The sequence below is a fragment of the Phenylobacterium sp. Root1290 genome, assembly GCF_001425305.1.
GTDB lineage: Bacteria > Pseudomonadota > Alphaproteobacteria > Caulobacterales > Caulobacteraceae > Phenylobacterium.
Genome location: NZ_LMEE01000001.1, coordinates 1,360,021 through 1,384,306, shown reverse-complemented (window position 1 = coordinate 1,384,306; position 24,286 = coordinate 1,360,021). Strand labels below are relative to the sequence as shown.

Here is a 24,286-nt window from a genome sequence, read left to right as displayed (position 1 = left end):
TCACCCCGCCAGGGTTGCAGTAGAGCTATGAGCACCCCGCACCCGTTGAAAATCTGGATCACCCGCGCGCAGCCCGGCGCCGACGCGACGGCCGCCCGCGTGCGCGCGCTGGGCCACCTGCCGTTCGTCTTCCCGCTGCTGGCCGTCCGGATGCTCGAGGGCGCGGAGATCGACCTGACCGGGGTGAAGGCCCTGGCCTTCACCAGCGCCAACGGCGTGCGGGCCTTCGCCGACGCCAGCACGGACCGCACGTTGCAGGTGTTCGCCGTCGGCGCGGCCACGGCCCAGGCGGCCAAGGATGTGGGATTCCGACGGGTGCTGTCGGCGGACGGCGACGTCGGCGCCCTGGCCGAGCGTATCGCCGCGCGCCGGGCCGAAATCGGCGGGGCCGTACTGCACCCGGGCGCAGCGGAGCTCGCTGGGGACCTGGCCGGGGCGCTTGAGCGCGCCAATGTCGAGGTGCGCACGCTCACCCTCTACGACACCGGCCCCGCGACGCTCTCCGAGCGGGAGCTCGAGCTGCTGGGCGAGGTCGATGTGGCGCTGGTGCATTCGGCCAAGGGAGCCCAGGCGCTGGCCGATGTGCTCAGCGTTCATCCGCAGGCCAACCTGCGAATACTCGGTCTCTCGAAGGCTGTGCTCGCGCCGCTCTCGGGCACGGTCGCGGCGGCCAAGGTATTCGCGCCCTTTCCTCTCGAAGCCGCCTTGCTGAATCTGATAGACCGTTCGACATGAGCGACCAGCTGTCCGCACCGCGTGATCCTGGCTCCTACGGTCCCCGGCGGGCCAAGGGTCTTGGCGTCGGCGCGGTGATCCTCTTCGGCGTCGTCTGCGTGGCGGGCGGATATGGCCTGGCCCGCTTCGGGCCGACCTTGCCGGAGCTCTATCCCGACAAGCCGCAGGCCGGCGCCGCGGCTGAGGCTCCGGCTCCGGCGCCCGCGCCGCTCGCCGCTGCGCCCGCGCCGGAACCGGCGGTCGCGCCGCTGATGGTCCCCGAAGAGACGAGCCTGGCCAGCGACGCAGCGCTTTCCCAGCGCCTCGATACGCTTGAGGCCGACCGCGGCCGCCTGGCGTCCGCCTCGGCTTCGGCGCTGGCCGCCAGCGCGCTGTTGCAGGCGGCCCAGGGTTCGCGTCCGTTCGCCCCCGAGGTGAAGGCCCTGGCCGCGATCGCGCCGTCCCTGGACCTGCGCGCGCTGCAGGCGGACGCCGAACGCGGCGCGCCCAGCCGTGCGGCGCTGGCCGCGGAATTCCCGGACTACGCCGCCCGCGCGGCGTCGGCCGCCCGAGCGCCGGGCGACGGCGCCGGGGTGCTGGCGCGGATCGGCCATGCGCTCAGCCGCGTGGTGGCGCTGCGCCGGGTCGGCGAGGTGCCGGGCGACGGTCCGGACGCCGTCCTGGCCCGGGCCGAACGGCAGATCGACGACGGCGACATCGTCGGGGCCCTGGCGACGCTGGACGCCCTTCCGGCCGACGCCAAGGACGCGCTGGGTCCCTGGCGCGACCGGGCCGAGCGCCGCGCCAAGATCGACCGCGAGATCGCCCGCATCCGCGCCCAGGCGCTGCAGGACCTGTCGCAACTGGCGCGGAGCGGCGGATGATCCGCGCGGCGATCATCGTCTTCCTGGTCGCCGCCCTGGCGACGGCCATGCTCGCCATCACCGGAGAGCCTGGGCACGCCAGCATCGTCTGGCTGGGTTGGCGCGCGGACATGACCGCCGCCGCCTTCGTGCTGATCACGCTGTTCGTCGCGCTTTCGGGGATGATGGCCTGGCGCGCGCTGCTCTGGGCGGCCGAGGCGCCGCGCCGGGCCGAGCGCACCCGGGCCGAGACCCGGCGGCGGCAGGCCAACGAGGTGCTGACTCGCGGGTTTGTGGCGGTCGCGGCGGGGGACGGGTCCGAGGCCCGCCGGCTGGCGCTGAAGGCCGCCGACCTGGCCGACGAGGCGCCGGGCCTGGTGCGGGTGCTGGCTGCGCAGGCGGCCGAAGCGGCCGGCGACGCCGCCGCGGCCCAGGCCGCCTACAGCGCCATGCTGGGCCTGCCGGACATGCGCCTGGCCGGCCACAAGGGATTGATGCAGCTGGCGCTGGGCCAAGGCGACCGCGCCGCCGCCGCCGCCCACGCCGAGAAGGCCTATGCCGAGCCGCGCACCGCCCGCTGGGCCTGGCGCGCGGTGCTGGAGGCCAGGCTGGACGCTGGCGACTGGGACGGGGCCCGCGACCTGACCAAGGGCGCGCTCGACCGCAAGATCATCTCGCCGCTGGTCGCCGAACGGGCCCGGGCGGCGCTGCTGGCGGCCTCGGCCGCTCAACTTGAAGCCGACGCCGATCCCAAGCGGCGGGCGCAGGCGCTCGACTTTGCGGCCGAGGCGGCCAAGCTGCAGCCGGGCTTTGCGCCAGGGGTGGTGATGGCCGCACGGCTGCTGAGCCTGGACGGCAAGCCGGGCCGGGCGACGCAGGTGCTGGAAAACGCCTGGAAGGCGGCGCCGCACCCGGCGCACTGGCTGGCCTACCGCGACCTGAAGACCGACGAGACCCCGCGCCAGCGCGGCGAGCGCCTGCGGCGGCTGGCGTCGCTCAATCCGGCGGCGCGCGAGAGCCGGATCCTGTTCGTGGAGCAGGCGCTGGTGGCTGGCGACGCCGCCGGGGCGCTGGACGCGGCCAAGGCGCTCGAAGCCGAGCCGGTGACGGCGCGGGTGGCCGGACTGTTCGCCCGCGCCGCCTTCGCGGCGGGCCAGCCCGACGAAGCGCGGGTTTGGATGGCCCGCGGCGTCACCGCGCAGCAGGAACCCGACTGGTCCGATCTTGATCCGGAGGGCCGCGCCTTCGCCTATCAGCCCGCCGACTGGGCGCGGCTGGTGGTGAGTTTCGCCGAGAGCGGCGAGCTGATCCATCCGCGCCATGAACGCCGCGAACGGACGATGAGCGAACTGCCGGAATTGCCGATTTCCTATGTGGATTCAGCGCCTTTCCTTGCGGCGCACGAGGCCGTTCAGGCCCCCTACGACATCGCCGAGGGGGTCTATGAGGACGAGGAGCCGCCGCTTCCGCCCGCCCCGCGCGGGGGTGAACGTCGACCTTCTGGAAGGCGGCGCTTGGCGAGCGCGCCGAGAGTCGCTAAGTAGGCGCTCCCTCGCGGGCCAAATCGGCCTTCGAGCGCGTACCAGGCCGCTTTAGCTCAGCTGGTAGAGCACCTCATTCGTAATGAGGGGGTCACAGGTTCGAGTCCTGTAAGCGGCACCACTTCTCCGACATGGATGATCGCCCCGCCTCGCGGACCGCGCCCGCGCGCGCCGACGAAAAGGCGCGGCAGGAGCTCCGCCGCGCCTTCGGCTGACGCCGTCGTCAGGCGTTCGGGGCCGGGGCGGCGGGCGTCTTCGCGGCCGGCTTGGCCGGCGCGGGCTTGTACTTTTCGTTGTAGGTGATCTTCTCGTCCGCGGCCTTGCGGATGGTCTCCAGCTGCCTAGCCACGGCTTCCTGGGTGCGCATCTGCTTGATGCCGGCGGTCGCATAGTTCACGGCGCGCTCGCCGGTGAAGGGCAGGGTGCGGCTCTCGCGGATCTGGTTGACGAACACCGCGTTGCCGCGCGGGAAGATGAAGATCTCGCCCGGGGGCAGCTTCATAAGGGTGTCGGTCAGGCCTTCCGGCGCATTGAGGGTGTCGAGCACGGTGGTCGTGCGCTGGAAGTCCAGGTTCTCGCGGCCCAGAACCCCCTCGACCTGTTCCAGGGTCGTCAGCGGTTCGAATTCCTTCATCAGCGCGGGGCTGAACTGGGCGACCACGATCTGGTCGACGACCATCACGCGGCGCTCGGCGAACATGTGGGGATGATCGGCGACGAACTTCTCGGCTTCGGCGCGCGAGGGGTTGGGCACAGCGGCGGCGATCTTGCGCTGCATGGCGCCGACCAGCATCGATTCCTTGGTCTGCAGTTCCTGTTGGGCGAAGGCCGGGGTCTTGTCGAGCTTCTGCTCCTTGGCGGCCTGGGCCACCAGCTTGCGGGAGATGATCGACTGCAACGCGGCCTGTTCCATCGCCTTGCGCTGCTCGGCGTCGGCCGGGGCCGCCCCGCCGATCTCGCGGTTCAGTTCGGTGACGGTGATCTCTTCGCCGTTCACGGTGGCGACCACCTGACCCTTGGGGGCCTTGGCGCCGCCGCCCACGAGGCCGCAGCTGCTCAGGGCGATGCAGGCCAGAACCGCCGCGCCATGAGTCCAGTACAATTTCATCGGCTTTTCCCCGAGATAAGCAACAGCGACAGCCCCGCCCTGTCGCACCACGATAGGGTGCGAGGGTCAACCTGCGGCGACCTGTTTAGCCTGGAAACTTCTTAAGCCGTCGCGAACAGCGGTCTTCGGCCAGTCAGGCCTTCGCCGCGACCAAACACGCAGACTGACCGGGCTTTCCGGGGCCTTTGGTGTTGCAACTGAAGTCGGGACAAGGGAAAACGCCTGCCGTCCCGGCAGGTCTAGCCGCCGGGGCCAGACGATGAGGTCCCCAGTCCCCGCCAATGAGCGACGAACCCAAGCGCCGCCCGATTCTCTCCTTGAAGAATCCTCCCAAGGTCGTCGTGCCGCAGGGGCCGAAGCCGCCTGCGCCGCCGCCCCCGCCGGCGGTGCAGCATGACTGGAAGTGCAAGCCCTGCGGCGCCGGGCTGTCGATCGAGGCCTCGCTGGCTGACGACGTCGTGATCCGCTGCCCGGCCTGCAACGCCAAGCTCGGCACGGTCGCCGACTTCCGCGCCGATCCCCCGCCGACCAAGCTGCGCGCTCGCCCGGCCAAGCGCACGCCTTAACCGCCGACCACCTCGCGCATCACCGGCCCGATCTCGTCGTGCAGGACGATGTCGGCATAGGGATCCTGGTCGGTCGGCTCGCGGTTGACGATGGCCAGGGCGGCGCCGTTGCGCTTGGCCAGCAGCGGAAAACCGGCCGCGGGATAGACCACCAGGGACGAGCCGAGCACCAGGAAGAGGTCGCAGGCAAGGGTCGCGGCCTCCGCACGGTCCATCGGTTCCTGGGGCATGGACTGGCCGAACGAGACGGTCGCCGACTTCACCAGCCCGCCGCAGGCCCGGCAGACCGGGATCTCGCCGCGCTCCGTGAAGCTTTCGCGAAAATCCTCGAACTCGTGTCGCAGGCCGCAGGTCAGGCAGCGCGCATAGTGCGCGTTGCCGTGCAGCTCGATGATGCGATCGTCGGGAATGCCGGAATCCTGGTGCAGGTTGTCGACATTCTGGGTGATGACCGCGCTGGCCCTACCGGCGCTGACAAGCCTGGCGACGGCGGTATGGCCGTCATTGGGGCGCGCGCCGGTCCACTTCGCGGCGCCTGAGAACACCCGTGTCCAGGCCTCGCGCCGACGGCCCTCGTCGCCGACGAACTCCTGGAAGTAGATCGGCTTCATCTTGCTCCAGACCCCGCCGGGGCTGCGGAAATCCGGCACGCCGGACTCCGTGGAGATGCCGGCGCCGGTGAAGACGACGATCCGGCGCGCCTTCGCGATCGCCTCGGCCAACTGTCCGCGTCCGGTCATTCAGGCTCCTCCTTGCTGGCTCACGCCTTGGAGAGATGGGTAGCGCGCAGCGCGTCGCAACGCACGGCGGTATGACTGGCGTTCGCCAAGGTATTACCGGCCCAAAATGGCGAGTATTGCCATGTGATTTAGGCCTCCAAGATTGTTTATGGTCGAATCTGTTCCAGCGAACACTTCCGCTGCGACAATTTGGCAGGTCACGATTAATCGCGATTAACAATCCATAAGCCTGTTTTCGCTAGCGTTTGCCGGAATTGTACTGTTGGGGGCTTGCAGTGAATTTCAGTAATGCGCGTATCACGACGAAGTTGATCATGGCGTTCGCCGTGATCCTTTCGGTCTTCACCCTGGCCTCGACGGCCGTGTTCCTAAGTCTGGGCGTGACGCAAAAGGCGGCCCAGCAGAACAATGTGAGCAACCTGAACACGCAGGACGTGATCGGCGTGCTCTACAATGTCGTCGAGCAGCAGAATGCGACGCGCGGCTTCGCTGCGACCCGCAATGCGGATCTTCTCAAGGACTACGACGCCAACGGCGCCGCGGCCGACAAGAACCTGGCGGACTTCGCCCAACGGACTACGCGCCCTGAGCAGCGCGAGCGCGCGGCGCGCCTGAAGACGGCGATTGAAGCCTGGCGCGCCAAGAACAACGAGATCATCGCCCTGGCGCGAGATCCCGCGACCGAGTTCCAGGCGCTCGCCATGATCGACGAAGTGCGCCTTGGCGACATCCGCGTGGTTCAGGGCGAGATCATGGAAGGCCAGCGCAAGCTGGTGGCGCAGCGTTGGGAACAGCAGCAGTCGGCCCTCGGCCAGGCGCGCATCACCCTGATCGGCGGCAGCATCGTCGCGATCCTGGCGGCCGCGGCCATGGCCTGGCTGCTGTCGCGCGCCATCGCAGCCCCGGTGAACGCGATGACCCGCGCCATGGACAAGCTGGCCGGCGGCGACAACAGCGTCGACGTGCCGGCCGTGGGCCGCAAGGACGAGATCGGCCAGATGGCCAACGCCGTCCTGGCCTTCAAGGAAGCCGCGATCCAGAAGCTGCGGGTCGAGGCCGAAGTGGCCGAACAGCGCACCGCCGCCGAGCTGGAACGCAAGGTCCGCGAAGAAGAGAAGGCCCGTGAGGCCGAGCAGGACGCCGTCGCCATCGGGGCGCTGGGCGAGGCCATGGGCAAGCTGGCGCACGGCGACCTGACCCACCGCATCACCGCGGCGTTCGCGCCGAAGGCCGAGCAGCTGAAGACCGACTTCAACGCCGCCGTCGCCACGCTGCAGGACACCATGAAGGTGATCAGCGGCAACACCACCAGCATGCGCTCGGGCGCCGGCGAGATCAGCCAGGCGGCCGACGACCTGTCGCGCCGCACCGAGCAGCAGGCCGCCAGTCTGGAAGAAACCGCCGCGGCCCTGGACGAGATCACCGCCACGGTCCGCAAGACCGCCGAGGGCGCCAACCACGCCCGCGAGGTCGTCGAGACCGCCCGTGTCGACGCCGAGCGCAGCGCCGCCGTCGTCAACCGCGCCACCGCGGCGATGGGCGAGATCGAAGAATCCTCGCGCCAGATCGGCCAGATCATCGGCGTGATCGACGAGATCGCCTTCCAGACCAACCTGCTGGCCCTCAACGCGGGCGTCGAAGCCGCCCGCGCCGGCGACGCCGGCAAGGGCTTCGCGGTCGTCGCCTCCGAAGTGCGGGCCCTGGCCCAGCGCTCGGCCGAAGCGGCCAAGGAGATCAAGGCCCTGATCAACGCCTCGACCGGCCAGGTCGGCCAGGGCGTCGAACTGGTGGCCGAGACCGGCAAGGCGCTGCAGCGCATCGCCGCCCAGGTCGCCGAGATCAACGGGTCGGTTTCCGAGATCGCGGCCAGCGCCCAGGAGCAGGCCGTCGGCCTGCAGCAGGTCAACACCGCCGTTAATCAAATGGATCAGGTCACGCAGCAGAATGCGGCCATGGTCGAAGAGTCCACCGCCGCCAGCCATGCGCTCGCCAACGAGGCCGTCGAGCTGTCCCGCCTGATGGGTCAGTTCTCGATCGGCCAGGACCAGGGCCGTCCGATCGCGCGCAAGGCGCCGCCCGCGCCGCGCGTCAACAAGCCCGTCGCGAGCCGGGGCTACAGCTCCGGCGCCGCCACCGCGGCCAAACTCGAGCCCGTCGGAGAAGCCGACACTTGGGAGGAATTCTGATGGAAACCGTCACCTCGCGTATCCCGTCGCCGGGCGCTGAACTGATCTCGGTCCGCATCGCCGAACAGGCCTATGCGATCGACATCATGGCCGTCCGCGAGATCAGGGGCTGGTCCGCGGCCACGCCGCTGCCGCACGCGCCGCCGCACGTCCTGGGCATGATGAACCTGCGCGGAGCGATCCTGCCGGTCATCGACCTGGGCGCGCGGCTGGGGCTTGGCCCCGCCAACCCGACCGCCTCGTCGGTGGTCGTGGTGGCCCAGATCGGCGAGGCCCAGATGGGTCTGGTGGTCGACGCCGTCTCCGACATCCTCACCGTGACCGAGGGCCTGATCCAGCCGCCGCCGGAAGTCGGCAGCCCGGACTCGACGGCCTATGTCAGCGGCGTGATGACGACCGACACCGGCATCGTCTCGCTGCTTTCGCTCGATCACATCCTGCCGCCGGACATCCAGGCCGCAGCATAACGACAGGCCCGCCAGGGGCCTGCGCAGTTCGTCAGTAGTCGGGGGTATCAAGTGCTGGCTCGTCTATCCATTGCATGGAAGCTCATGCTTGCGGCTGGCTGCGCGATCGGCGCGCTGCTGCTGTTGGCGGCCGCCCTGGTGGCGGCCAACGCCAGCGGGATCGTCCGCGACCTGTCCAACGACAACGCCCAGGCCTTGGCCGGCAAGGCCGCGGCCGAGGTGGCCAGCGACATTGGCGAGATCCAGGGGCTGGGCCGCTCGATGGCCGACACCCTGGGCGCCGCCCATGCGGCCGGCGTCCGCGACCGCAAGATCCTGTCGGAGATGATCAAGCCGGCGGCCTCGGCTTCGCCGATGATCCTCGGCGCCTGGTTCATGGAGGTCCCGAACGAACTGGACGGCCTGGACGAGGCCCACATGGGCCAGGTCGAAATGGGCTCCAACAAGCTTGGGCAGTTCACCCCCTACTGGGTCAATGACGGCGGCACGCTGAGCCTCGAGCCGCTCGACACCGGCAGCGACTACGAGCAGCCCTTCTACCAGACCACCTTCCAGAGCCAGAAGGCGGCGATCGTCGAGCCCTATCCCTATGAGGTCGGCGGCAAGACGATCTCGATGACCTCGGTGACCTTCCCGGTCCTGTCGGGCGGCAAGCTGATCGGCGTCGCTGGCCTCGACCTGGCCCTCGATGACGTCTCCGCCCAACTCGGCGCGCTGCGCCCGTTCGGCGACGGCCGCGTCATGCTGGTTTCGCCGGCCGCGAACTGGGTCTCCCACCCTGACGCCAAGCTGCGCATGAAGCCCTATGCCGACACCGGCGCCGCCGAACTGAAGGGCGCGATGTCGAGCGGCAAGCCCGTGCTGCTCAGCGGCCTCGACCAGCCGATCGGCAAGGTCGAGCGCCTGGTCACCCCGGCCCCGCTGCCGGGCCTGAACTCGACCTGGGCCGTGGTCATGGACGTGCCCACCAAGCACATCACCGGCCCGGCCCGTCAGCTGGCCATCTGGCTGGCGGTCGGCGGCCTGGTGATCCTGGCCCTGGTGCTGGGCGCCCTGTTCGTCGCGGTTGGCAAGCTGGTCCGCCAGCCGCTGGCCGGCATCACGACCGCGGTCGGAGAGCTTTCCGCCGGTCGCTACGACAAGCCGGTGGGGGGCGCCGATAAGCACGACGAGGTGGGCGAGATCGCCCGCGCCCTCGAAGGCTTCCGTCATGGCCTGGCCGAGAACCGCGCCTTGCGCGCCGGCCAGGAGGCCGCCAACGCCGCGGCCGAGACCGAGCGCCGCCGCTCGGAGGCCGAGCGCGCCGCCGTGGCCGAGCAGCAGAACGTCGTCGTCACCGCCCTGGCCCGCGCGCTGGAGCGCCTGGCCCAAGGCGACCTGACCGCCCGCGTCGACGCCCAGGTCGCTCCGGAATACGAGGCCCTGAAACACGACTTCAACGTCGCCATGAGCCAGCTGCAGAACACCATGGGCGTGGTGGTCGGCGCGACCTCCAGCATGCGCTCGGGGGCCGACGAGATCAGCAAGGCCGCCGACGATCTGTCGCGCCGGACCGAGCAGCAGGCCGCCAGCCTGGAAGAAACCGCCGCGGCCCTGGACGAAATCACCGCCACGGTCCGCAAGACCGCCGAGGGCGCCAATCATGCCCAGGGCGTTGTTCAGACGGCGCGCTCCAACGCCGCCGAGAGCGCCAACGTGGTGCAGCGCGCCACCGACGCCATGAGCCAGATCGAGGACTCCTCGCGCCAGATCGGCCAGATCATCGGCGTGATCGACGAGATCGCCTTCCAGACCAATCTGCTGGCCCTGAACGCCGGGGTCGAAGCGGCGCGGGCCGGGGAAGCCGGGCGCGGCTTTGCGGTCGTCGCCTCCGAAGTGCGGGCTCTGGCCCAGCGCTCGGCCGAGGCGGCCAGGGAGATCAAGACCCTGATCAACGCGTCCAGTTCGCAGGTCGGCCAGGGCGTCAGCCTGGTCGCCGACACCGGCAAGGCGCTGCAGCTGATCGTCACCCAGGTGGCCGAGATCAACGGCATTGTCACCGAGATCGCCGCCAGCGCCCAGGAGCAGGCGGTCGGCCTCCAGCAGGTCAACACCGCGGTCAACCAGATGGACCAGGTCACCCAGCAGAACGCCGCCATGGTCGAGGAATCGACCGCCGCCAGCCACTCGCTGGCGAACGAGGCTGTCGAGCTGGCCCGCCTGATCGGTCAGTTCAAGACCGGCGACCATGCCGCCGCGGCACCGCCAGCCCCGCGCCAGCGCCCGGCTCCGCGCCTCGCCGTCGCCGGTGGCGCCTCGCGCGCCGTCTCGGCCCGCGAAGAGGGCTGGGAAGAGTTCTGATCCAGGCTCAAGACGTCATCCTGGACGGGCGCTCAGCGCGCGCCGGGATGACGCTCTAGGGCCGCGGTCCGAACACCGCGTCCGCCGCGGCGTCGTCCAGGCCGTCGATCTCGATCATCTTCAGCCGGGCCGTTTCGCCTGAGACGATGCTGAGCGCCGACTTGGGTCGTTTCAGCGCCTTGGCCAGGAATGCGATCAGGGCGGCGTTGGCCGCGCCGTCGCTCGGCGGGGCGCTCACCCGGACCTTCAGATAGGGCCGCCCCTCGGGATCCAGGGCCCAGCCGTCGAGGCCGTCGCGGCCGCCCTTGGGCGTGACCCGCACGGCCAGGCGCATCGGCCTAGCCGAGGCCCATCAGGGCTCCCGCCGCGGCCGGCAGCAGGTAGCGCTGGATGCCTGAAATCACCAGGATCGCGATCACCGGACTGATGTCGACGCCGCCCAGCGAAGGGATGATCTTCTGAAAGGGCGCGAGCACCGGCCGGGTCACCGCGTCCAGGAAGCGGGCGACGTTGTAGACGAACTGATTGCGCAGATTGATCACGTCGAAGGCGACCAGCCACGACAGGATGGCGTTCGCGATCAGGGCGAACACCAGCAAGCTGAGGATTGCGTTCAGGACGTAGAAGACGAAGCCGACCAGCGGGGCCATCGGGAAATCCGTGTGGAAATGGGCCTCCTGTATCGGCTGGCGCAGCGTCGCTGGCAAGTCGCGACGCCGCATCCCCGATCAGCCGCTTGACAGACCCCGCCTTCGCCCCCTAAGTCCGCGCCTCCTGGGGCCGTAGCTCAGTTGGTAGAGCGCCTCGTTCGCAATGAGGAGGTCAGGGGTTCGACTCCCCTCGGCTCCACCAATTCCTCTCGGAATTGGTCGCTTCCAGGATTTCCAGACAATCAGATCTTCGTGCCGGGGCCGTCCTCGGTCAGGACGCCGTCGAAGTGTTCCTCGCTGGCGTCGGCTTCGGCCTTGGTGGCGTAGACGACGCCGTCGCGATGCTCGGGCGGGCCATAGAGCGTGTAGAGCCGCAGCGACTTATCGCCGGTGTTGATGACGTTGTGGCGGGCGCCGGCGGGGACGATGATGCCGAAGTCGGCCTTCACCTTGGTCCTCTCGCCGTCGATCCAGACCTCGCCCTTGCCCTTCTCGATACGGAAGAACTGGTCGTGGGTGTCGTGGACCTCCTCGCCGATCTCCTCGCCCGGCTTGAGCGACATCAGCACCAGCTGCAGGTGCTTGCCCGTGTAGAGCACCCGGCGGAAGTCCTTGTTGCTTTCCGTCAGGTCCTCGATGTCGTCGACAAAGCCCTTCATGGCGCGCCCTTTCTAGAAGCTGCTGCGAAACCCTGCGGCGGGAGGCTGCGCGGGGCCTTGATCCATATCAAGGCGCAAGCGCCGACGACGGCGGCCGAGGCGCCCGTCAGACAAGCGTAACGGGAAGCTTCAGGAAGACGTTCCCGGCCGGGCTCGCCGGCGGCAGGGCTCCGCCGCGAATATTCACCTGCAGCGACGGCAGGATCAGGGTCGGCGCGTCCAAGGTCGCGTCGCGCGCCTGGCGCATGGCCACGAAAGCGGCCTCGTCGACGCCGTCATGGGCGTGGATGTTGCGCGCCCGCTCGTCGGCCACGGTGGTCTCCCAGGCGAAGATCTCGCGGCCGGCCGGCAGGTAGTCGTGGCCGACGAACACCCGCGTCGCGCCGGGCAGCGCCATGATCTTGCGGATCGACCTGAAGAGCGTCTCCGCATTCCCGCCGGGGAAGTCGGCGCGCGCGGTTCCGTAGTCGGGCATGAAGAGGGTGTCGCCGACAAAGGCTGCGTCACCGATCAGATAGGTCACGCAGGCGGGGGTATGACCGGGCGTGTGCAGGACGCGCACGGTCAGCTCGCCAAGCGGCAGCTCGTCGCCCTCGGCGATCAGGCGGTCGAAGGCGTGGCCGCTGTCGTCGGCGTCGTCGGCTTCGAACACGGGGATGAAGGTCTTCTGGACCTGAGTGATCTCCGCGCCGATCACCACCTCGGCGCCTGTCTTGCGGCGGATGTAGTCGGCGGCCGACAAGTGGTCGGCGTGGGCATGGGTCTCCAGGACGTAGGCCAGCGTCAGACCTTGCTCCCGCACGGCCTCCAGCACCGCATCGGCCGAGGCGGTCGAGAGCCGCGCGGCCTTGGGCTCGAAGTCCAGCACAGGGTCGATGATCGCCGCGGTCCTGGTGGCGGGGTCGATCACCAGGTGGGTCGCGGTCGAGGTGGCCTTGTCGAAGAATGTCTGTACGTGTGGGGTCATGGCTCAAGCCTCCTTCGGCGCCGCCAATATATAAGAACTTGCTAAATTAGAAACAACTCATATATTGCGGCCATGTTCGATCTCGCGAACTTCGACATCACCCGTTTCGAGGCCAGCGCCGGGGAAGCCGCCAAGCTTCTGCGGGCGCTCGGCAACGAGCGGCGGTTGATGATCCTGTGCCAGCTTACCGAAGGTGAGCGATCGGTCGGTGAATTGGCGCCGACGGTCGGCCTCTCGCAGTCGGCTCTTTCGCAGCATCTGGCGGTGCTGCGGGAGGAAGCCATCGTGACCACCCGCCGCGAGGGGCAGACCATCTGGTACCGGATCACCGACCCCGCCGCGATGAAGGTGGTGGCGACGCTCGCGGAGATCTTCTGTCCTCCAGACATGAAGAAGGCCGATGCAACCGATTACTCTGAAACCCAAGGACGTCGCTGAGCTGCTGGCCGATGGGCGGGCCGTTCTGTTCGACATCCGAGATCCCGACGAGTTCGCCCGTCGCCACGTCAAGGGCGCGCGCCTGCGCCCGCTGGCCACGCTTGAGGCCGATCCCCTGATGGTCCCGAAGGGGCAGACGGCGATCTTCACCTGCCGCTCGGGCATGCGCACCGCCGCCAACTGCCAGCGGCTCGCCGCGGCGGTGGACGGGGAGGCCTTCGTCCTGGACGGCGGCGTCGACGGCTGGGCCGCTGCGGGCCTGCCGCTGGTCGAGAACCGCAAGGCGCCGCTGGAATTGATGCGCCAGGTCCAGATCGCCGCCGGCTCGCTGGTTCTGATCGGCGTCGCCCTGGGCTTCCTGATCCATCCCGGGTTCTTCGGCCTCTCCGCCTTTGTCGGCGCAGGCCTGACCTTCGCGGGCGTCACCGGCTTTTGCGGAATGGCGCGGCTGCTGGGGGCCATGCCGTGGAATCGTCCCGCGGAGGCCTGATCCGATGGACGCCACAAGCCTAGGCTTCGCGGCGCTCGGCGGGGCGGTCATCGGCCTGCTGCTCAGCGTGTTCGGCGGCGGCGGTTCGGTGCTGGCCACGCCGCTGCTGCTCTACGTGGTCGGCGTGCGCGATCCGCACGTGGCCATCGGCACCTCGGCGGCGGCGGTGGCGGTCAACGCGCTGATGGGCCTGGGCGCGCAGGCCAAGGCCGGCCGGGTGAAGTGGCCCTGCGCCCTGGTGTTCGGCGGCGCGGGCCTGGCCGGCTCCCTGGCCGGGGCGCATGTCGCCAAGATGATCGACGGCCAGCTGTTGTTGCTCTGGTTCGCCGGCGCCATGGCCCTGGTCGGCGTCTCGATGCTCTTGCCCAAGAAGGGCGAGGGCGATCCCGGCGTGCGGCTCACCGCGGCCCTGACGCTCAAGCTGGCGCCGATCGGCTTGCTGGTCGGGCTGGCCGCAGGGTTCTTCGGCATTGGCGGGGGCTTCCTGATCGTGCCGGGCCTGATGGCGGCTACCGGCATGTCGCTCGCCAATGCGGCGGCGTCGTCCCTGTTCTCGGTGGTGCTGTTCGGCGCCGCCACCAGCGCCAGCTATGCCGCGTCCGGCCTGGTGGACCGGCCGATCTTCGCGGCCTTGGTGCTCGGCGGCGGGGTGGGCGCCCTGGCCGGCGGACCCGTCGCAGCCCGCCTCGCCGGCAAGGCGGGGATCGCCCGCCGGGCCTTTGCGCTGATGGTCCTGGCGACCGCCGCCTATGTCGCCTGGCGCGCGTCCGGCTAGGACGCCGCGCTACGGCGAGCGTTCGGGACGCGCGGGCCGCTCCCTCGCCCGGGAAGACGAGGAACCGACATCACTTCTTCAGCGTCACCGCGTCCAGGTCGATGTCCTTGGCCGGGACCAGTTCGAGGTTCGCTCGGCGCTGCTTGAGGCCGTCTGCGAAGGCCTTGGCGTCGCCGGCGACGATGACGCTGACGCTTTCGGGGGCGAGGTTGTCGCGGGCGAAGGCCTGGACCTCGCCGGCGGTCACGCTCTCGACCTTGCCGGTGTAGTCGGCGACTTCGCTGAGCGGCAGGTCGTAGAGGGCGAGGCCGCCGAGGATGCCGGCCAGGCCGTCGGTGGTGGCCAGCTCGCGGCCGAAGCCGCCGACCAGCACCGACTTGCGAGCCTTCAGCTCGTCCTCGCCCGTGGGGGCGTCGGCCAGGCGCTTGAGTTCGCCGAGCATCAGGTCGAGCACCTGCGGCGCGGACTCGTTCTTGGTCTGGGCCGCGGCGCGGAACAGGCCGGTGGTGCGCATCGCCGAGAGCCGCGAATTGGCGCCGTAGGACAGCCCGCGCTTGATGCGGATCTCCTGGTTGAGGCGGGCCGAGTAGCCGCCGCCCAGCACCGAGTTGGCGACCACGCCCGGATAGTAGGCGGGATCGCCGCGCGAGATCGCGGCCTTGGCGACCGTGACCGCCGCCTGGCCGGTTCCGGGCAGGTCGATGGCGACGGCGCGCGGCGGCGCCTTGGGCGCGACCTCGGCGCGGGCCGGAACGGCGCCGGCGGGCGCCGTCCAGTCGCCGAACGCGCCTTCGGCCAGCTTGAACCCCTGTTCCGGGGTGATGTCGCCGGTCAGCACCAGGATGGCGTTGTCGGGGCGGAAGTAGCGGCCGTGCAGCGCGGCGAGGTCGCCCGTGGACAGCTTGGCCAGCGAGGCCGGCGTGCCGGAGGCGACGTGGCCGAAGCTGGTGCCGGAGAAGATCACCGGCGAGGCGGCGAAGCCGGCCAGCTGGCCGGGCGACTGGTAGGCGACCGACAGACCGTCGAGCGCCTGGACGCGCTGGCGCTCCAGCTCCTCGGCGGCGAACGCGGGGTTCTTCACGACGTCGGCCATGATCGCCATGGCGGCGGGCAGCTTCTCGGGCATCACGTTGAGGGTGACGGAAGACGACTCCTGGCCGCCGCTCGAGGAGAGGACGGCGCCGAGCGCTTCGGTCTGGCTGGCGATCTCCTGCGCGCCCCTCGTTTTCGTGCCCTCGGTCAGCATGCCGGCGGTCATGCCCATGGCGCCCGAAAGGCCCTGGGGATCGGCCCAGGCGCCGGCGCGCACGGTGAGCGCGGCCGAGACCAGCGGCAGGTCCGAGGACTTGGCGACGATGACACGCAAGCCGTTGGCGAGGGTCTTGTCGGCGGGCTTGGGCAGCACGGGCGAGACCGGCTCGGCGACGGCCGGCGGAGCCTGGCGCTGGCCTTCCGGGGCCAGGGTGACAATCGGGCCGGAATACTTGGCCGAGGCGACGACGGGCGGCTTGGCGACGGCGTCAGTCTCGCCGGCCGGGCGGGCGCTCTCGGGCTGGTAGAGGATGGTCATGCGGCCGGCGTCGGTCAGATATTTCTGCGCCACGCGCTGCACGTCGGCGGCGGTCACGGCCTGGAGCTCGGCCAGCTCGCGGTTGGCCAGGGCGGCGTCGCCGGCGGTGCGCAGGGCGTAGCCAAGGGCGAAGGCGCGGCCGTCGATGGTCTCCCGCTCGCGCAGCTTGCCGGCGATCAGCTCGTTCTTGGCCTCGGTCAGTTCGGCGTCGGTGGGCGGGGCGTCGCGCAGCTTGGCGACCTCGGCGAGCAACGCCTTCTGGCCGTCGTCGATCGACTTGCCGCCTGACAGGATGGCGCCCAGCATCACCAGGCCCGGCTGCTGGGGCAGGGAGGCGTCGGAGAACACCTCGGTGGCGACCTGCTGCTCGTAGACCAGGCTGTCGTAGAGGCGCGAGGACTTGCCGCTGGAGAGGATGGCGTCGAGCACGGTCAGGGCCGGTGCGTCCGGGCTGGCCGCGTCCGGGGCGTGCCAGGTCATCAGGATCGCCGGCAGCGGCACGTTGGGGCCATAGCCCTTGAAGACGCCGGGCGCGGTGCGCGGCGGCTCGACGGCGGTGACCCGCTTGATCGGCGCGGCGGGGGTTTTCAAGGCCCCGAAGTACTTGTCGACCCAGGCGTCGAGCTCAGCCTGATCGAAGTTGCCGACCACGATCAGGGCGGCGTTGTCGGGGCGGTAGTAGGCGGCGTGGAAGGCGCGCACGTCGTCGATGGTGGCGGCGTCCAGCTCTTCGATCGAGCCGATGCCGGGGCGCTTGTAAGGGTGCGTCTGGTAGCTGGCCTGGGGCATGTAGAGATAGAACAGGCGGCCGTAGGGCTGGCTCAGCACCGACTGGCGCAGTTCCTCCTTCACGACGTCGCGCTCGGACTTGAAGGTCGCCTCGTCAACGACCAGCGAGCCCAGGCGCTGGGCCTCGACCCACAGCAGCCGCTGCAGGTGATTGGCCGGGACGACCTCGTAGTAGTTGGTGAAGTCGTCGTAGGTGGAAGCGTTGTTGAAACCGCCGACGTCCTCGGTCATGCGGTCGATGGTCTCGGACGGCATGTCGCGCGTCGCCTTGAACATCATGTGTTCGAAGAGGTGCGCGAAGCCGGAGCGGCCTTCGGGATCGTCCTTGGAACCGACGCCGTACCAGACCTGGACGGTCACGTTGGGCGTGGTGCGGTCGACCGCGGAGAACACCTTCATGCCGTTGGCGAGGGTGCGTTCCTTGTAGGCGATGGGCGGGACGGCGTCGGCCGCGTGGGCGGGAAGGGCGAGGCCCAGGCAGAGCGTGAACGCGAGCGCGGCGGCGTGACGAAGCATACGGACTTCCCGATTGGCGAGCGCCGACCCTAGCACTCGCGCCGCACAGGGGAAGCTTACGGGATTGTCATCATCCGCGCGGAAGGGTCATCCCGGTGTGGCTTCGCAAACCGGGATGACAGCCGTGGCTACTCCGCCAGCTTGACCAGCATCTTGCCGGAGTTCTTGCCTTCCATCAGGCCGATCATCGCGGCCGGCGCGTTGGCGATGCCGTCGAGCACGGTCTCCTGGGTCTTGATCTTGCCCTCCTTCAGCCAGCCGGCCATGTCGCTGAGGAACTGGCCGTGCAGGTGCATGAAGTCGGTGCCGACGAAGCCGCGCAGCATCACCCGCGCATAGATGATGTTCGACAGGTTCGAGACGCTGGAGTGGCCCGAGTTGTAGCCCGAGATGAAGCCGCAGACCGGGATCCGGCCGAGGGTGTTGATGCGGCGCAGGGCCGCCTCCAGGTGGTCGCCGCCGACATTGTCGAAGTAGACGTCGATGCCCTTGGGCGTGGCGTCTTCGAGCGCCTTGCGGATCGGGGTTTCCTTGTAGTTGATCACCGCGTCGAGCCCGACCTCGTCCTTCAGCCAGGCGGCCTTGTCGGCGGCGCCGGTGGAGCCGACCACGTAGCAGCCCTTGATCTTGGCGATCTGGGCGGCGACCGAGCCGACCGCGCCGGCGGCGGTGGAGACGAACACCTGCTCGCCGTCCTTCAGCTGGCCGATGTGCAGCAGGCCGCCGTAGGCGGTGAAGCCGGTCATGCCCATGGCGTGCATGTAGGCGGTGACCGGGAGGTCGGGATCGGCGTTGAGCTTGGTCAGACCCTTGCCGTCGGAGACGAAGAACTCACGGAAGCCGTTGCGGTTGGAGACCAGTTCGCCGACCGCGAAGTCGGGGTTCTTGGACTGCACGATGCGGCCCAGGGCGCCGCCCATCATGGGCACGTTGAGGTCCTGGCCCGCGGTCAGGCGCGGACGCATGGCCGGGTCGACCGACATGTAGAGGTTCTCGACCAGGACTTCGCCGTCGGCGGCGTCGGGAACCTGCGTCTCGATCAGGGCGAAGTCGCCCTGGGCGGGCATGCCGTTCGGACGGGCGACGAGGTGGATTTCACGGCTTTTGGGCATATGGCCTCCCTGGCGTTTTTGAAATGCGTCGGCCCTGAATGCGGTGGGCCGTTCGGGAGTTGTCGCCTGCCGGACGCCGTAAGGCCAGCGCCTTCAAACAAATGTTCGAGATCAGTCGGCGGGAAGTGCGTCGCCCCAGTCTAGCCGCCGGGCGACAGCATAGGCCGGCTTGTCGCGCTTGGCGGCGAAGCGCAGTTCGGCGGCGCCCTGCGGCGTGCAGAGCTTGAGCTCGATGCCGGGCTTGCCGGCGCGGGGCGGCGCGAGCACGCGGGCGCTCGGCGCTTCGGCGGCGACGCCCGGGCGGGCGGCCAGCAGGTAGATGAACTTCTCGTCCTCGAACGGGGTCTCGGCGCCCTTGGCCAGGCGGTGGTCGCGCGAGCGGGCCAGGCGCTGGCTGAAGTGGCACCAGTCGGGAGCGGTCAGCGGACAGGGCGCGTGGTGCGGGCAGGGGGCGAGGATCGCCGCGCCGGCCTCGATCAGGGTCTGGCGGGCGGTCAGGATGCGCTGGTAGCCGGCGGGGGTGCCGGGCTCGACCAGGGCCAGAACGCCGAGGGAGGATGCCCAGAGCGCGGCGATGGTCGCGGCCTGCTTGGCCTGAGGGATCTCAGCGAGCGCGTAGCTGGCGACGACGAGATCGGCGCTGGGCCAGTCGCCAGGAGCGGTGAGGTCGGCGCGGATGCGCTCGGCGCCCTGCAGCGGCGCGGGGGCGTCGGCGGCCAGGGCGGCGGCGATGTCGAGAAAGGCGCGATTGGAGTCGAGCAGCGTGGCCGAGGCGATCTGCGGCCAGGTCTCCATCGCCGCCCAGCCGGCGCCGCCGGGGCCCGCGCCGGCGTCCAGCAGGCTGGCGGGGGAGAAGTCGGGGGCGCGGTTGCTCAGCTCTTCGAACACGCGGCCGCAGGCGGCGTAGGTGGCCGGCAGCCGGGTCAGCACATAGGCGGTGGCGTCGGCCTGGCTGGCGACCACCGCGGCAGAACCGCCGCCGGCGCGGTAGCGGGCCGAGATCGCACCGGCGCGCTGGGCCATGTCCTTGCGCGAGACGCCTTCCATCAGGCGGTCGGCGGCGAGGCGGAGCTGGGGCGGCAGGTCGAAGGACATGGCGCTGGATTAGCCCGCACGTGTCATCCCGGAAAGCGCGAAGCGCTCTCCCAACCGGCCCTGGCTACTTCACCCGCGCCATGACCTCGCGGCGGAGGGCGGCGAGGGCGTCGGGAACGTCTCGGCGCAGAGCCATGCGCGCGATGGGGGCCGGGATGGCGAAAGGGGTGGAGGCGCGGCTCTCGTAGAACACGCGCGTCCGCGCGCCGCCGTCGAGCGGGATCAGGCGCCACTCGCCGTCGAGCACCTTCAGCTCGCCGCCCTCGCGGTAGAAGCGGATGCGGCGCGGCGGATCGTAGTCGGAGCGGAAGACGCTGCGGACCGGCGGCAGGACGCCCGCGCGGCTCACGTGTTCGCGCACGTCCCAACGGCCGGCCGGATCGCGTTCCAGGATGCGGCAGGTCTTGAGGCGGCGGACCATGCGCGGGGCGAGGTCGCAGTCGACCATCACCTTCCAGACCGCCTCGGGTGGGGCGTCGATCTCGACGCTGCCGCGGATCAGGCCCGAGGCGCCGCCGGGATCGGCGACCACCTCGACACGGATTCCCTCATGACCTGGACTGTTGTCAGCCCAGGCCGTTCCCGGTCCGCAAAGAACCAGGGCGGCGACAAGGGCGGCGGCCGCCCGCATGGCGTTCCCTCACAGCGCAGCTTCTCCCCGTGAGGGGGTAACGCCTCAGGAGCCGTGACGGTTCTTGACCAAATCGTCGACGACAGCCGGATCGGCCAGGGTGGTGGTGTCGCCGAGGTTGGAAAGGTCGTTCTCGGCGATCTTGCGCAGGATACGGCGCATGATCTTGCCCGAACGGGTCTTGGGCAGGCCGGGCGCGAACTGCACCACGTCCGGCGCCGCGAATGGGCCGATCTCGCGGCGGACCCAGCCCTTCAGCTCGGCCTGCAGGATGTCGGACGGGGTCACGTCGGACTTCAGGGTGACAAAGCAGTAGACCCCCTGGCCCTTGACGTCATGCGGGTAGCCGACGACCGCGGCCTCGGCCACGTTCTCGTTGCCGACCAGGGCGCTCTCGATCTCGGCGGTGCCCAGGCGGTGACCCGAGACATTGATCACGTCATCGACGCGGCCGGTGATCCAGTAAAAGCCGTCCTCGTCGCGGCGGCAGCCGTCACCGGTGAAGTACTTGCCGGCATAGGTCGAGAAGTAGGTGTCGAAGAAGCGCTGGTGGTCGCCGTAGACCGTCCGCATCTGGCCAGGCCAAGAGTCGGTGATGCAGAGGTTGCCGGAGGTGGCGCCCTCAAGCACCCCGCCCTCGGCGTCGACCAGCTGGAATTTCACGCCGGGCAGCGGCTTGGCGCAGGAGCCGGGCTTGGCCGCGTGGGCCCCGGGCAGCGGCGAGGCCAGGCACGCGCCGGTCTCGGTCTGCCAGTAGGTATCGACGATCGGGCAGCGGCCCTCGCCGACCACGCGGTGATACCAGAGCCAGGCCTCCGGATTGATCGGCTCGCCGACCGTGCCGAGCAGGCGCAGCGACTTGCGCGAGGTGCGGGTGACCGGCTCGTCGCCGTCGCGCATCAGGGCGCGGATGGCGGTGGGGGCGGTGTAGAAGATCTCGACATTGTGCTTGTCGATCACTTCCCAGAAGCGGGAGTTGGTCGGGTAGTTGGGCACGCCCTCGAACATCAGGCTGGTCGCGGCGTTGGCCAGCGGGCCGTAGACGACATAGCTGTGGCCGGTGACCCAGCCCACGTCGGCGGTGCACCAGAAGACCTCGCCGGGGCGATAGTCGAACACCAGCTCGTGGGTGTGGGCCGCCCAGGTCAGGTAGCCGCCGGTGGTGTGCAGCACGCCCTTGGGCTTCCCGGTCGAGCCGGAGGTGTAGAGGATGAACAGCGGGTCTTCGGCGTTCATCGGCTCGGGTTCGCAGGTGTCGGCGACGTCCTTCTTCAGATCGCCGAAATAGGCGTCGCGGCCCTCGATCATCGGCACGTCGCCGCCGGTGCGGCGCACGACGATGACGTCGGTCACGCCCGGGCAGGAGGCCAGCGCCTCATCGACGTTGCGCTTCAGCGGCACGGTCTTGCCGCCGCGCAGGCCCTCGTCGGCGGTGATGACGATGCGGCTGTCGCAGTCCTGGATGCGGCCGGCGATGGAGTCGGGCGAGAAGCCGCCGAAGATCACCGAGTGGACCGCGCCGATGCGGGCGCAGGCCAGCATGGCCACGGCCGCCTGCGGGATCATCGGCAGGTAGATGGTGACGCGGTCGCCCTTCTTGACGCCCTTGGCCTTGAGCACGTTGGCCATGCGGCAGGTTTCGGCCAGCAGCTCGCGATAGGTGAGGGTCGTGGTCTCGCCGCCGTCGCCTTCCCAGATGATCGCTTTCTGGTCGCCGCGCGTGGCGATGTGGCGGTCCAGGCAGTTGACCGAGACGTTCAGCTCGCCGTCGGCGTACCAGCGGATGCGGAAGTCGTCCTTGGCGAAGGAGACGTCCTTCACCTGGGTGAACGGCTTGCTCCAGTCCAGGCGCCCGGCGACCTTAGTCCAGTAGCCGATCGGATCGGTCTCGACCTGCGCCACGGCGGCCTCGTAGCCGGCTGCGTCCATGTGCGTCCGCTCGGCCCAGGCCTTCGGAACCGGAAAGACTTCGCCTTCACTCACGCCGCGCACTCCCTGTTTCACGCTTTGCCGGGGAGTTATGCGGAGTGGGGCGGCCTGTGCAACCGCCCAGGGGGCGAAAGTCGGGTTTGGCGTCGTTCAGCGGCTCGCGCTAACTCGGCGAACACTGTCCCTCACTGTCCCTCTCCCCGCCTGCGGGGAGAGGTTAGGTGAGGGGCGTGCGGCGCGGAGCGGCGCTTTGCTGAGTCAGCAGACCCCCTCACCCCGACCCTCTCCCCCAAGGGGGCGAGGGAGCACGCCTGCGCTTGGTTTCGCCCGCCATGCGTCGATCCACCTCCTCTGCGTTCTCGCTCGGCGGCTTGCAGACGGGAGCTGCATCGGCGAATGGTCGAGCCTTCCCCCAACAACCGGAGCGGCCCAAGACCGATGCGCCTTCCCCTTGCCCTTGTGATCGCCGCGCTCAGCGCCCTTCCTGTCGCAGCGGCCGACGCCGACGGCGCCCGCTGGTGGTCGCACGTCGAGACCCTGGCCGGACCGCAGTTCGAGGGCCGCCTGACCGGGACGGCGGGCTACGACAAGGCGGCGGCCTATGCCGCGGGCCAGTTCAAGGCCTATGGCCTGAAGCCGGCCGGGACCGAGGGCTACCTGCAGCCGATGAAGTTCACCGTGCAGCGGGTGCTGAGCGAGGGCTCCAGCGCGGCGCTGGTCGTGGACGGCCAGGAGCAGCCGCTGCGCATCGGGCCGGATCTGCTGCTGGGTGCGCGCATCCCGCAGCCCAAGGCGATCGACGCGCCGCTGGTGTTCATCGGCTATGGCCTGCACCTGCCGGAGGTCGGTTATGACGACTTCGCCGGCCAGGACCTGAAGGGCAAGATCGCGGTCTATGTGAACGGCGGGCCGGGCGACATCTCGGCGGCGCTGAAGGCGCACTCGCGCGGCTCGGAGACCTGGCGGGCGGCCAAGGCGGCCGGGGCGGTCGGGCTGATCGCGCTGCCGACGCCCAAGTCGATGGATGTGCCGTGGACGCGGCAGATGCAGAGCGCCGGCCAGCCGGGCATGTACCCGGCCGACGAGGACCTGCGCGACGTCACCGGCGAGGCGTTCTCGGGGAGCTTCAATCCCGCCGAGGCCGAGAAGCTGTTCGCCAAGTCGGGACATACCTTTGCAGACGTGCTGGCGCTGGCCGACGCGGCCAAACCGATCAAGGGCTTCGCGCTGAACGTCGGCCTCAGGGCGCAGGTGGCGACCGAGGTCGGGCAGGTCGCCTCGGCCAACGTCGTGGCCAAGCTGCCGGGGAGCGATCCGAAGCTGAAGGCCGAGCACGTGGTGGTCACCGCCCACCTCGACCACCTGGGGCCCAACACCAGCGGCAAGGGCGCGCCCTACTACGCCGGGGCGCTGGACAACGCCGCCGGCGTCGCCTCGGTGCTGGAGATCGCGCGCGAGATGGCGGCGGCGAAGGCGGCGCCGAAGCGCTCGGTGCTGTTCGTGCTGGTGACCGGCGAGGAGAAGGGACTGCTCGGCTCGAAGTACTTCGCGGGCAAGCCCAGCGTTCCGCCGGCCTCGGTGGTCGCCAACCTCAACATGGACATGGCGCTGCCGTTGTGGGCGTTCGACTCCGTGCTGATCTACGGAATCGACGAGAGCACCATGGGCGACACCGCCAAGGCGGCGGCCAAGGCCGCGAACCTGGAAGTCGTCTCCGACCCCTATCCGGACCGCAACTCGTTCATCCGCTCGGACCAGTACAGCTTCATTCGCGCCGGCATCCCGGCGCTGTCGTTCAAGTTCGGCTTCAAGGCCGATACCGACCGCGCGGCGATCGAGAAGACCTGGCGGGCCGAGCGCTATCACGCCCTGGCCGACGACCTTAGTCAGCCGGTGGAGAAGGCCGAGGCGGTGAAGTTCGACGCCTTCCTCGGCCGGCTGATCACCGACATCGCCAACGAGCCGGCGACGCCGAAGTGGAAGGACGAGAGCTTCTTCAAGCGTTTCGCGAAGTGACTCCGTCGCTGCGCGGCCGAGTCGATTGATGAGATCTGGCGTCCTCTAATGTTCCTCTCCCCGCCCGCGGGGAGAGGTTAGGTGAGGGGCGGCGGCGCGGAGCGCTGCATAGCTGAGTCATCAG

At 69.7% G+C, this 24,286-nt stretch carries 22 protein-coding genes and 2 tRNA genes; 13 read left to right on the top strand and 11 right to left on the bottom strand.

Annotated features, from left to right (window positions below; all coding sequences use genetic code 11):
- Positions 1 to 27 precede the first annotated feature (27 nt).
- The 4 genes from ASC79_RS06715 (at position 28) to ASC79_RS06700 (ending at position 3,239) form a co-directional block, all read left to right on the top strand.
- On the top strand, positions 28 to 735 hold the full coding sequence (locus ASC79_RS06715) for a uroporphyrinogen-III synthase (protein ID WP_056024369.1): 708 nt from the start codon (positions 28 to 30) through the stop codon (positions 733 to 735).
- Positions 732 to 1,598 (top strand): COG4223 family protein, encoded by an 867-nt coding sequence (locus ASC79_RS06710; RefSeq protein ID WP_082531960.1) that lies wholly within the window; start codon positions 732 to 734, stop codon positions 1,596 to 1,598. The genes ASC79_RS06715 and ASC79_RS06710 overlap by 4 nt, the downstream gene beginning before the upstream one ends.
- A complete protein-coding gene (locus tag ASC79_RS06705) occupies positions 1,595 to 3,121 on the top strand; it encodes a heme biosynthesis HemY N-terminal domain-containing protein (protein ID WP_056024371.1) in 1,527 nt (508 codons plus the stop codon). The genes ASC79_RS06710 and ASC79_RS06705 overlap by 4 nt, the downstream gene beginning before the upstream one ends.
- Positions 3,122 to 3,163: 42 nt before the next feature.
- Positions 3,164 to 3,239 (top strand) — tRNA-Thr (locus ASC79_RS06700).
- A gap of 102 nt (positions 3,240 to 3,341) precedes the next feature.
- On the opposite strand, the gene ASC79_RS06695 is transcribed toward ASC79_RS06700, so the two are convergent.
- A complete protein-coding gene (locus ASC79_RS06695; RefSeq protein WP_056024374.1) occupies positions 3,342 to 4,226 on the bottom strand; it encodes a SurA N-terminal domain-containing protein in 885 nt (294 codons plus the stop codon).
- 317 nt (positions 4,227 to 4,543) lie between these two features.
- Here ASC79_RS06695 and ASC79_RS06690 point away from each other — a divergent pair, with 317 nt between their 5' ends.
- Positions 4,544 to 4,792 carry a hypothetical protein gene (locus ASC79_RS06690; protein ID WP_235528797.1) on the top strand — a complete coding sequence of 83 codons (249 nt, stop codon included), beginning with the start codon at positions 4,544 to 4,546 and terminating at the stop codon, positions 4,790 to 4,792.
- Here the strand turns inward: ASC79_RS06690 and ASC79_RS06685 are convergent.
- A complete protein-coding gene (locus tag ASC79_RS06685) occupies positions 4,789 to 5,532 on the bottom strand; it encodes a Sir2 family NAD-dependent protein deacetylase (RefSeq protein WP_056024379.1) in 744 nt (247 codons plus the stop codon). The two genes, ASC79_RS06690 and ASC79_RS06685, sit on opposite strands and share 4 nt — an antisense overlap.
- A gap of 275 nt (positions 5,533 to 5,807) precedes the next feature.
- On the opposite strand from ASC79_RS06685, the gene ASC79_RS06680 reads away from it, so the two are divergent.
- The 3 genes from ASC79_RS06680 to ASC79_RS06670 all read left to right on the top strand — a co-directional run bounded on the left by ASC79_RS06680 (position 5,808) and on the right by ASC79_RS06670 (position 10,525).
- On the top strand, positions 5,808 to 7,718 hold the full coding sequence (locus ASC79_RS06680) for a methyl-accepting chemotaxis protein (RefSeq protein WP_056024382.1): 1,911 nt from the start codon (positions 5,808 to 5,810) through the stop codon (positions 7,716 to 7,718).
- Positions 7,718 to 8,185, top strand: coding sequence for a chemotaxis protein CheW (locus tag ASC79_RS06675; RefSeq protein ID WP_056024385.1), 468 nt, complete (start codon positions 7,718 to 7,720; stop codon positions 8,183 to 8,185). The genes ASC79_RS06680 and ASC79_RS06675 overlap by 1 nt, the downstream gene beginning before the upstream one ends.
- Positions 8,186 to 8,269: 84 nt before the next feature.
- Entirely contained in the window at positions 8,270 to 10,525 is a 2,256-nt protein-coding gene (locus tag ASC79_RS06670) for a methyl-accepting chemotaxis protein (RefSeq protein WP_082531959.1), read from the top strand.
- Positions 10,526 to 10,580: 55 nt separating this feature from the next.
- On the opposite strand, the gene ASC79_RS06665 is transcribed toward ASC79_RS06670, so the two are convergent.
- Positions 10,581 to 10,859: a DUF167 family protein gene (locus ASC79_RS06665; protein ID WP_056024388.1), complete on the bottom strand. Its 279-nt coding sequence runs from the start codon at positions 10,857 to 10,859 to the stop codon at positions 10,581 to 10,583.
- Between the two features lie 4 nt (positions 10,860 to 10,863).
- Positions 10,864 to 11,175 carry a YggT family protein gene (locus ASC79_RS06660; RefSeq protein ID WP_056024391.1) on the bottom strand — a complete coding sequence of 104 codons (312 nt, stop codon included), beginning with the start codon at positions 11,173 to 11,175 and terminating at the stop codon, positions 10,864 to 10,866.
- A 126-nt stretch (positions 11,176 to 11,301) separates the two neighbouring features.
- On the opposite strand from ASC79_RS06660, the gene ASC79_RS06655 reads away from it, so the two are divergent.
- Positions 11,302 to 11,377 (top strand) — tRNA-Ala (locus ASC79_RS06655).
- A 40-nt stretch (positions 11,378 to 11,417) separates the two neighbouring features.
- Here ASC79_RS06655 and ASC79_RS06650 read toward each other — a convergent pair.
- Positions 11,418 to 11,834: a cupin domain-containing protein gene (locus ASC79_RS06650; protein WP_056024394.1), complete on the bottom strand. Its 417-nt coding sequence runs from the start codon at positions 11,832 to 11,834 to the stop codon at positions 11,418 to 11,420.
- Positions 11,835 to 11,940: 106 nt separating this feature from the next.
- Positions 11,941 to 12,801, bottom strand: a complete 861-nt coding sequence (locus tag ASC79_RS06645) for an MBL fold metallo-hydrolase (RefSeq protein WP_056024397.1) — start codon at positions 12,799 to 12,801, stop codon at positions 11,941 to 11,943.
- 72 nt (positions 12,802 to 12,873) lie between these two features.
- Between ASC79_RS06645 and ASC79_RS06640 the strand changes: the two genes are divergently transcribed.
- Genes ASC79_RS06640 through ASC79_RS06630 form a run of 3 tightly spaced genes read left to right on the top strand, consistent with a single transcriptional unit; the run spans position 12,874 to position 14,504 of the window.
- Positions 12,874 to 13,239, top strand: a complete 366-nt coding sequence (locus ASC79_RS06640; RefSeq protein WP_156378448.1) for a helix-turn-helix transcriptional regulator — start codon at positions 12,874 to 12,876, stop codon at positions 13,237 to 13,239.
- Positions 13,202 to 13,729, top strand: a complete 528-nt coding sequence (locus ASC79_RS06635) for a rhodanese family protein (RefSeq protein ID WP_056024402.1) — start codon at positions 13,202 to 13,204, stop codon at positions 13,727 to 13,729. Before ASC79_RS06640 ends, ASC79_RS06635 begins: the two co-directional genes overlap by 38 nt.
- A 4-nt stretch (positions 13,730 to 13,733) precedes the next feature.
- A complete protein-coding gene (locus tag ASC79_RS06630; RefSeq protein WP_056024405.1) occupies positions 13,734 to 14,504 on the top strand; it encodes a sulfite exporter TauE/SafE family protein in 771 nt (256 codons plus the stop codon).
- A gap of 70 nt (positions 14,505 to 14,574) precedes the next feature.
- Here the strand turns inward: ASC79_RS06630 and ASC79_RS06625 are convergent, their stop codons facing one another.
- From ASC79_RS06625 to acs, 5 genes are all read right to left on the bottom strand, one after another.
- On the bottom strand, positions 14,575 to 17,379 hold the full coding sequence (locus ASC79_RS06625; RefSeq protein ID WP_056024406.1) for a pitrilysin family protein: 2,805 nt from the start codon (positions 17,377 to 17,379) through the stop codon (positions 14,575 to 14,577).
- Positions 17,380 to 17,507: 128 nt separating this feature from the next.
- Positions 17,508 to 18,491: an NADP-dependent oxidoreductase gene (locus ASC79_RS06620; protein ID WP_056024409.1), complete on the bottom strand. Its 984-nt coding sequence runs from the start codon at positions 18,489 to 18,491 to the stop codon at positions 17,508 to 17,510.
- A 111-nt stretch (positions 18,492 to 18,602) separates the two neighbouring features.
- Entirely contained in the window at positions 18,603 to 19,586 is a 984-nt protein-coding gene (locus ASC79_RS06615; RefSeq protein ID WP_056024410.1) for a small ribosomal subunit Rsm22 family protein, read from the bottom strand.
- Between the two features lie 64 nt (positions 19,587 to 19,650).
- Complete coding sequence (locus ASC79_RS06610; RefSeq protein WP_056024413.1) at positions 19,651 to 20,217, bottom strand: SRPBCC family protein; 567 nt, start codon at positions 20,215 to 20,217, stop codon at positions 19,651 to 19,653.
- A 45-nt stretch (positions 20,218 to 20,262) separates the two neighbouring features.
- Positions 20,263 to 22,146 carry an acetate--CoA ligase gene (acs, locus tag ASC79_RS06605; protein WP_056025129.1) on the bottom strand — a complete coding sequence of 628 codons (1,884 nt, stop codon included), beginning with the start codon at positions 22,144 to 22,146 and terminating at the stop codon, positions 20,263 to 20,265.
- 438 nt (positions 22,147 to 22,584) lie between these two features.
- Here acs and ASC79_RS06600 point away from each other — a divergent pair, with 438 nt between their 5' ends.
- Entirely contained in the window at positions 22,585 to 24,162 is a 1,578-nt protein-coding gene (locus ASC79_RS06600; protein WP_056024416.1) for a M28 family metallopeptidase, read from the top strand.
- Positions 24,163 to 24,286: the final 124 nt, after the last annotated feature.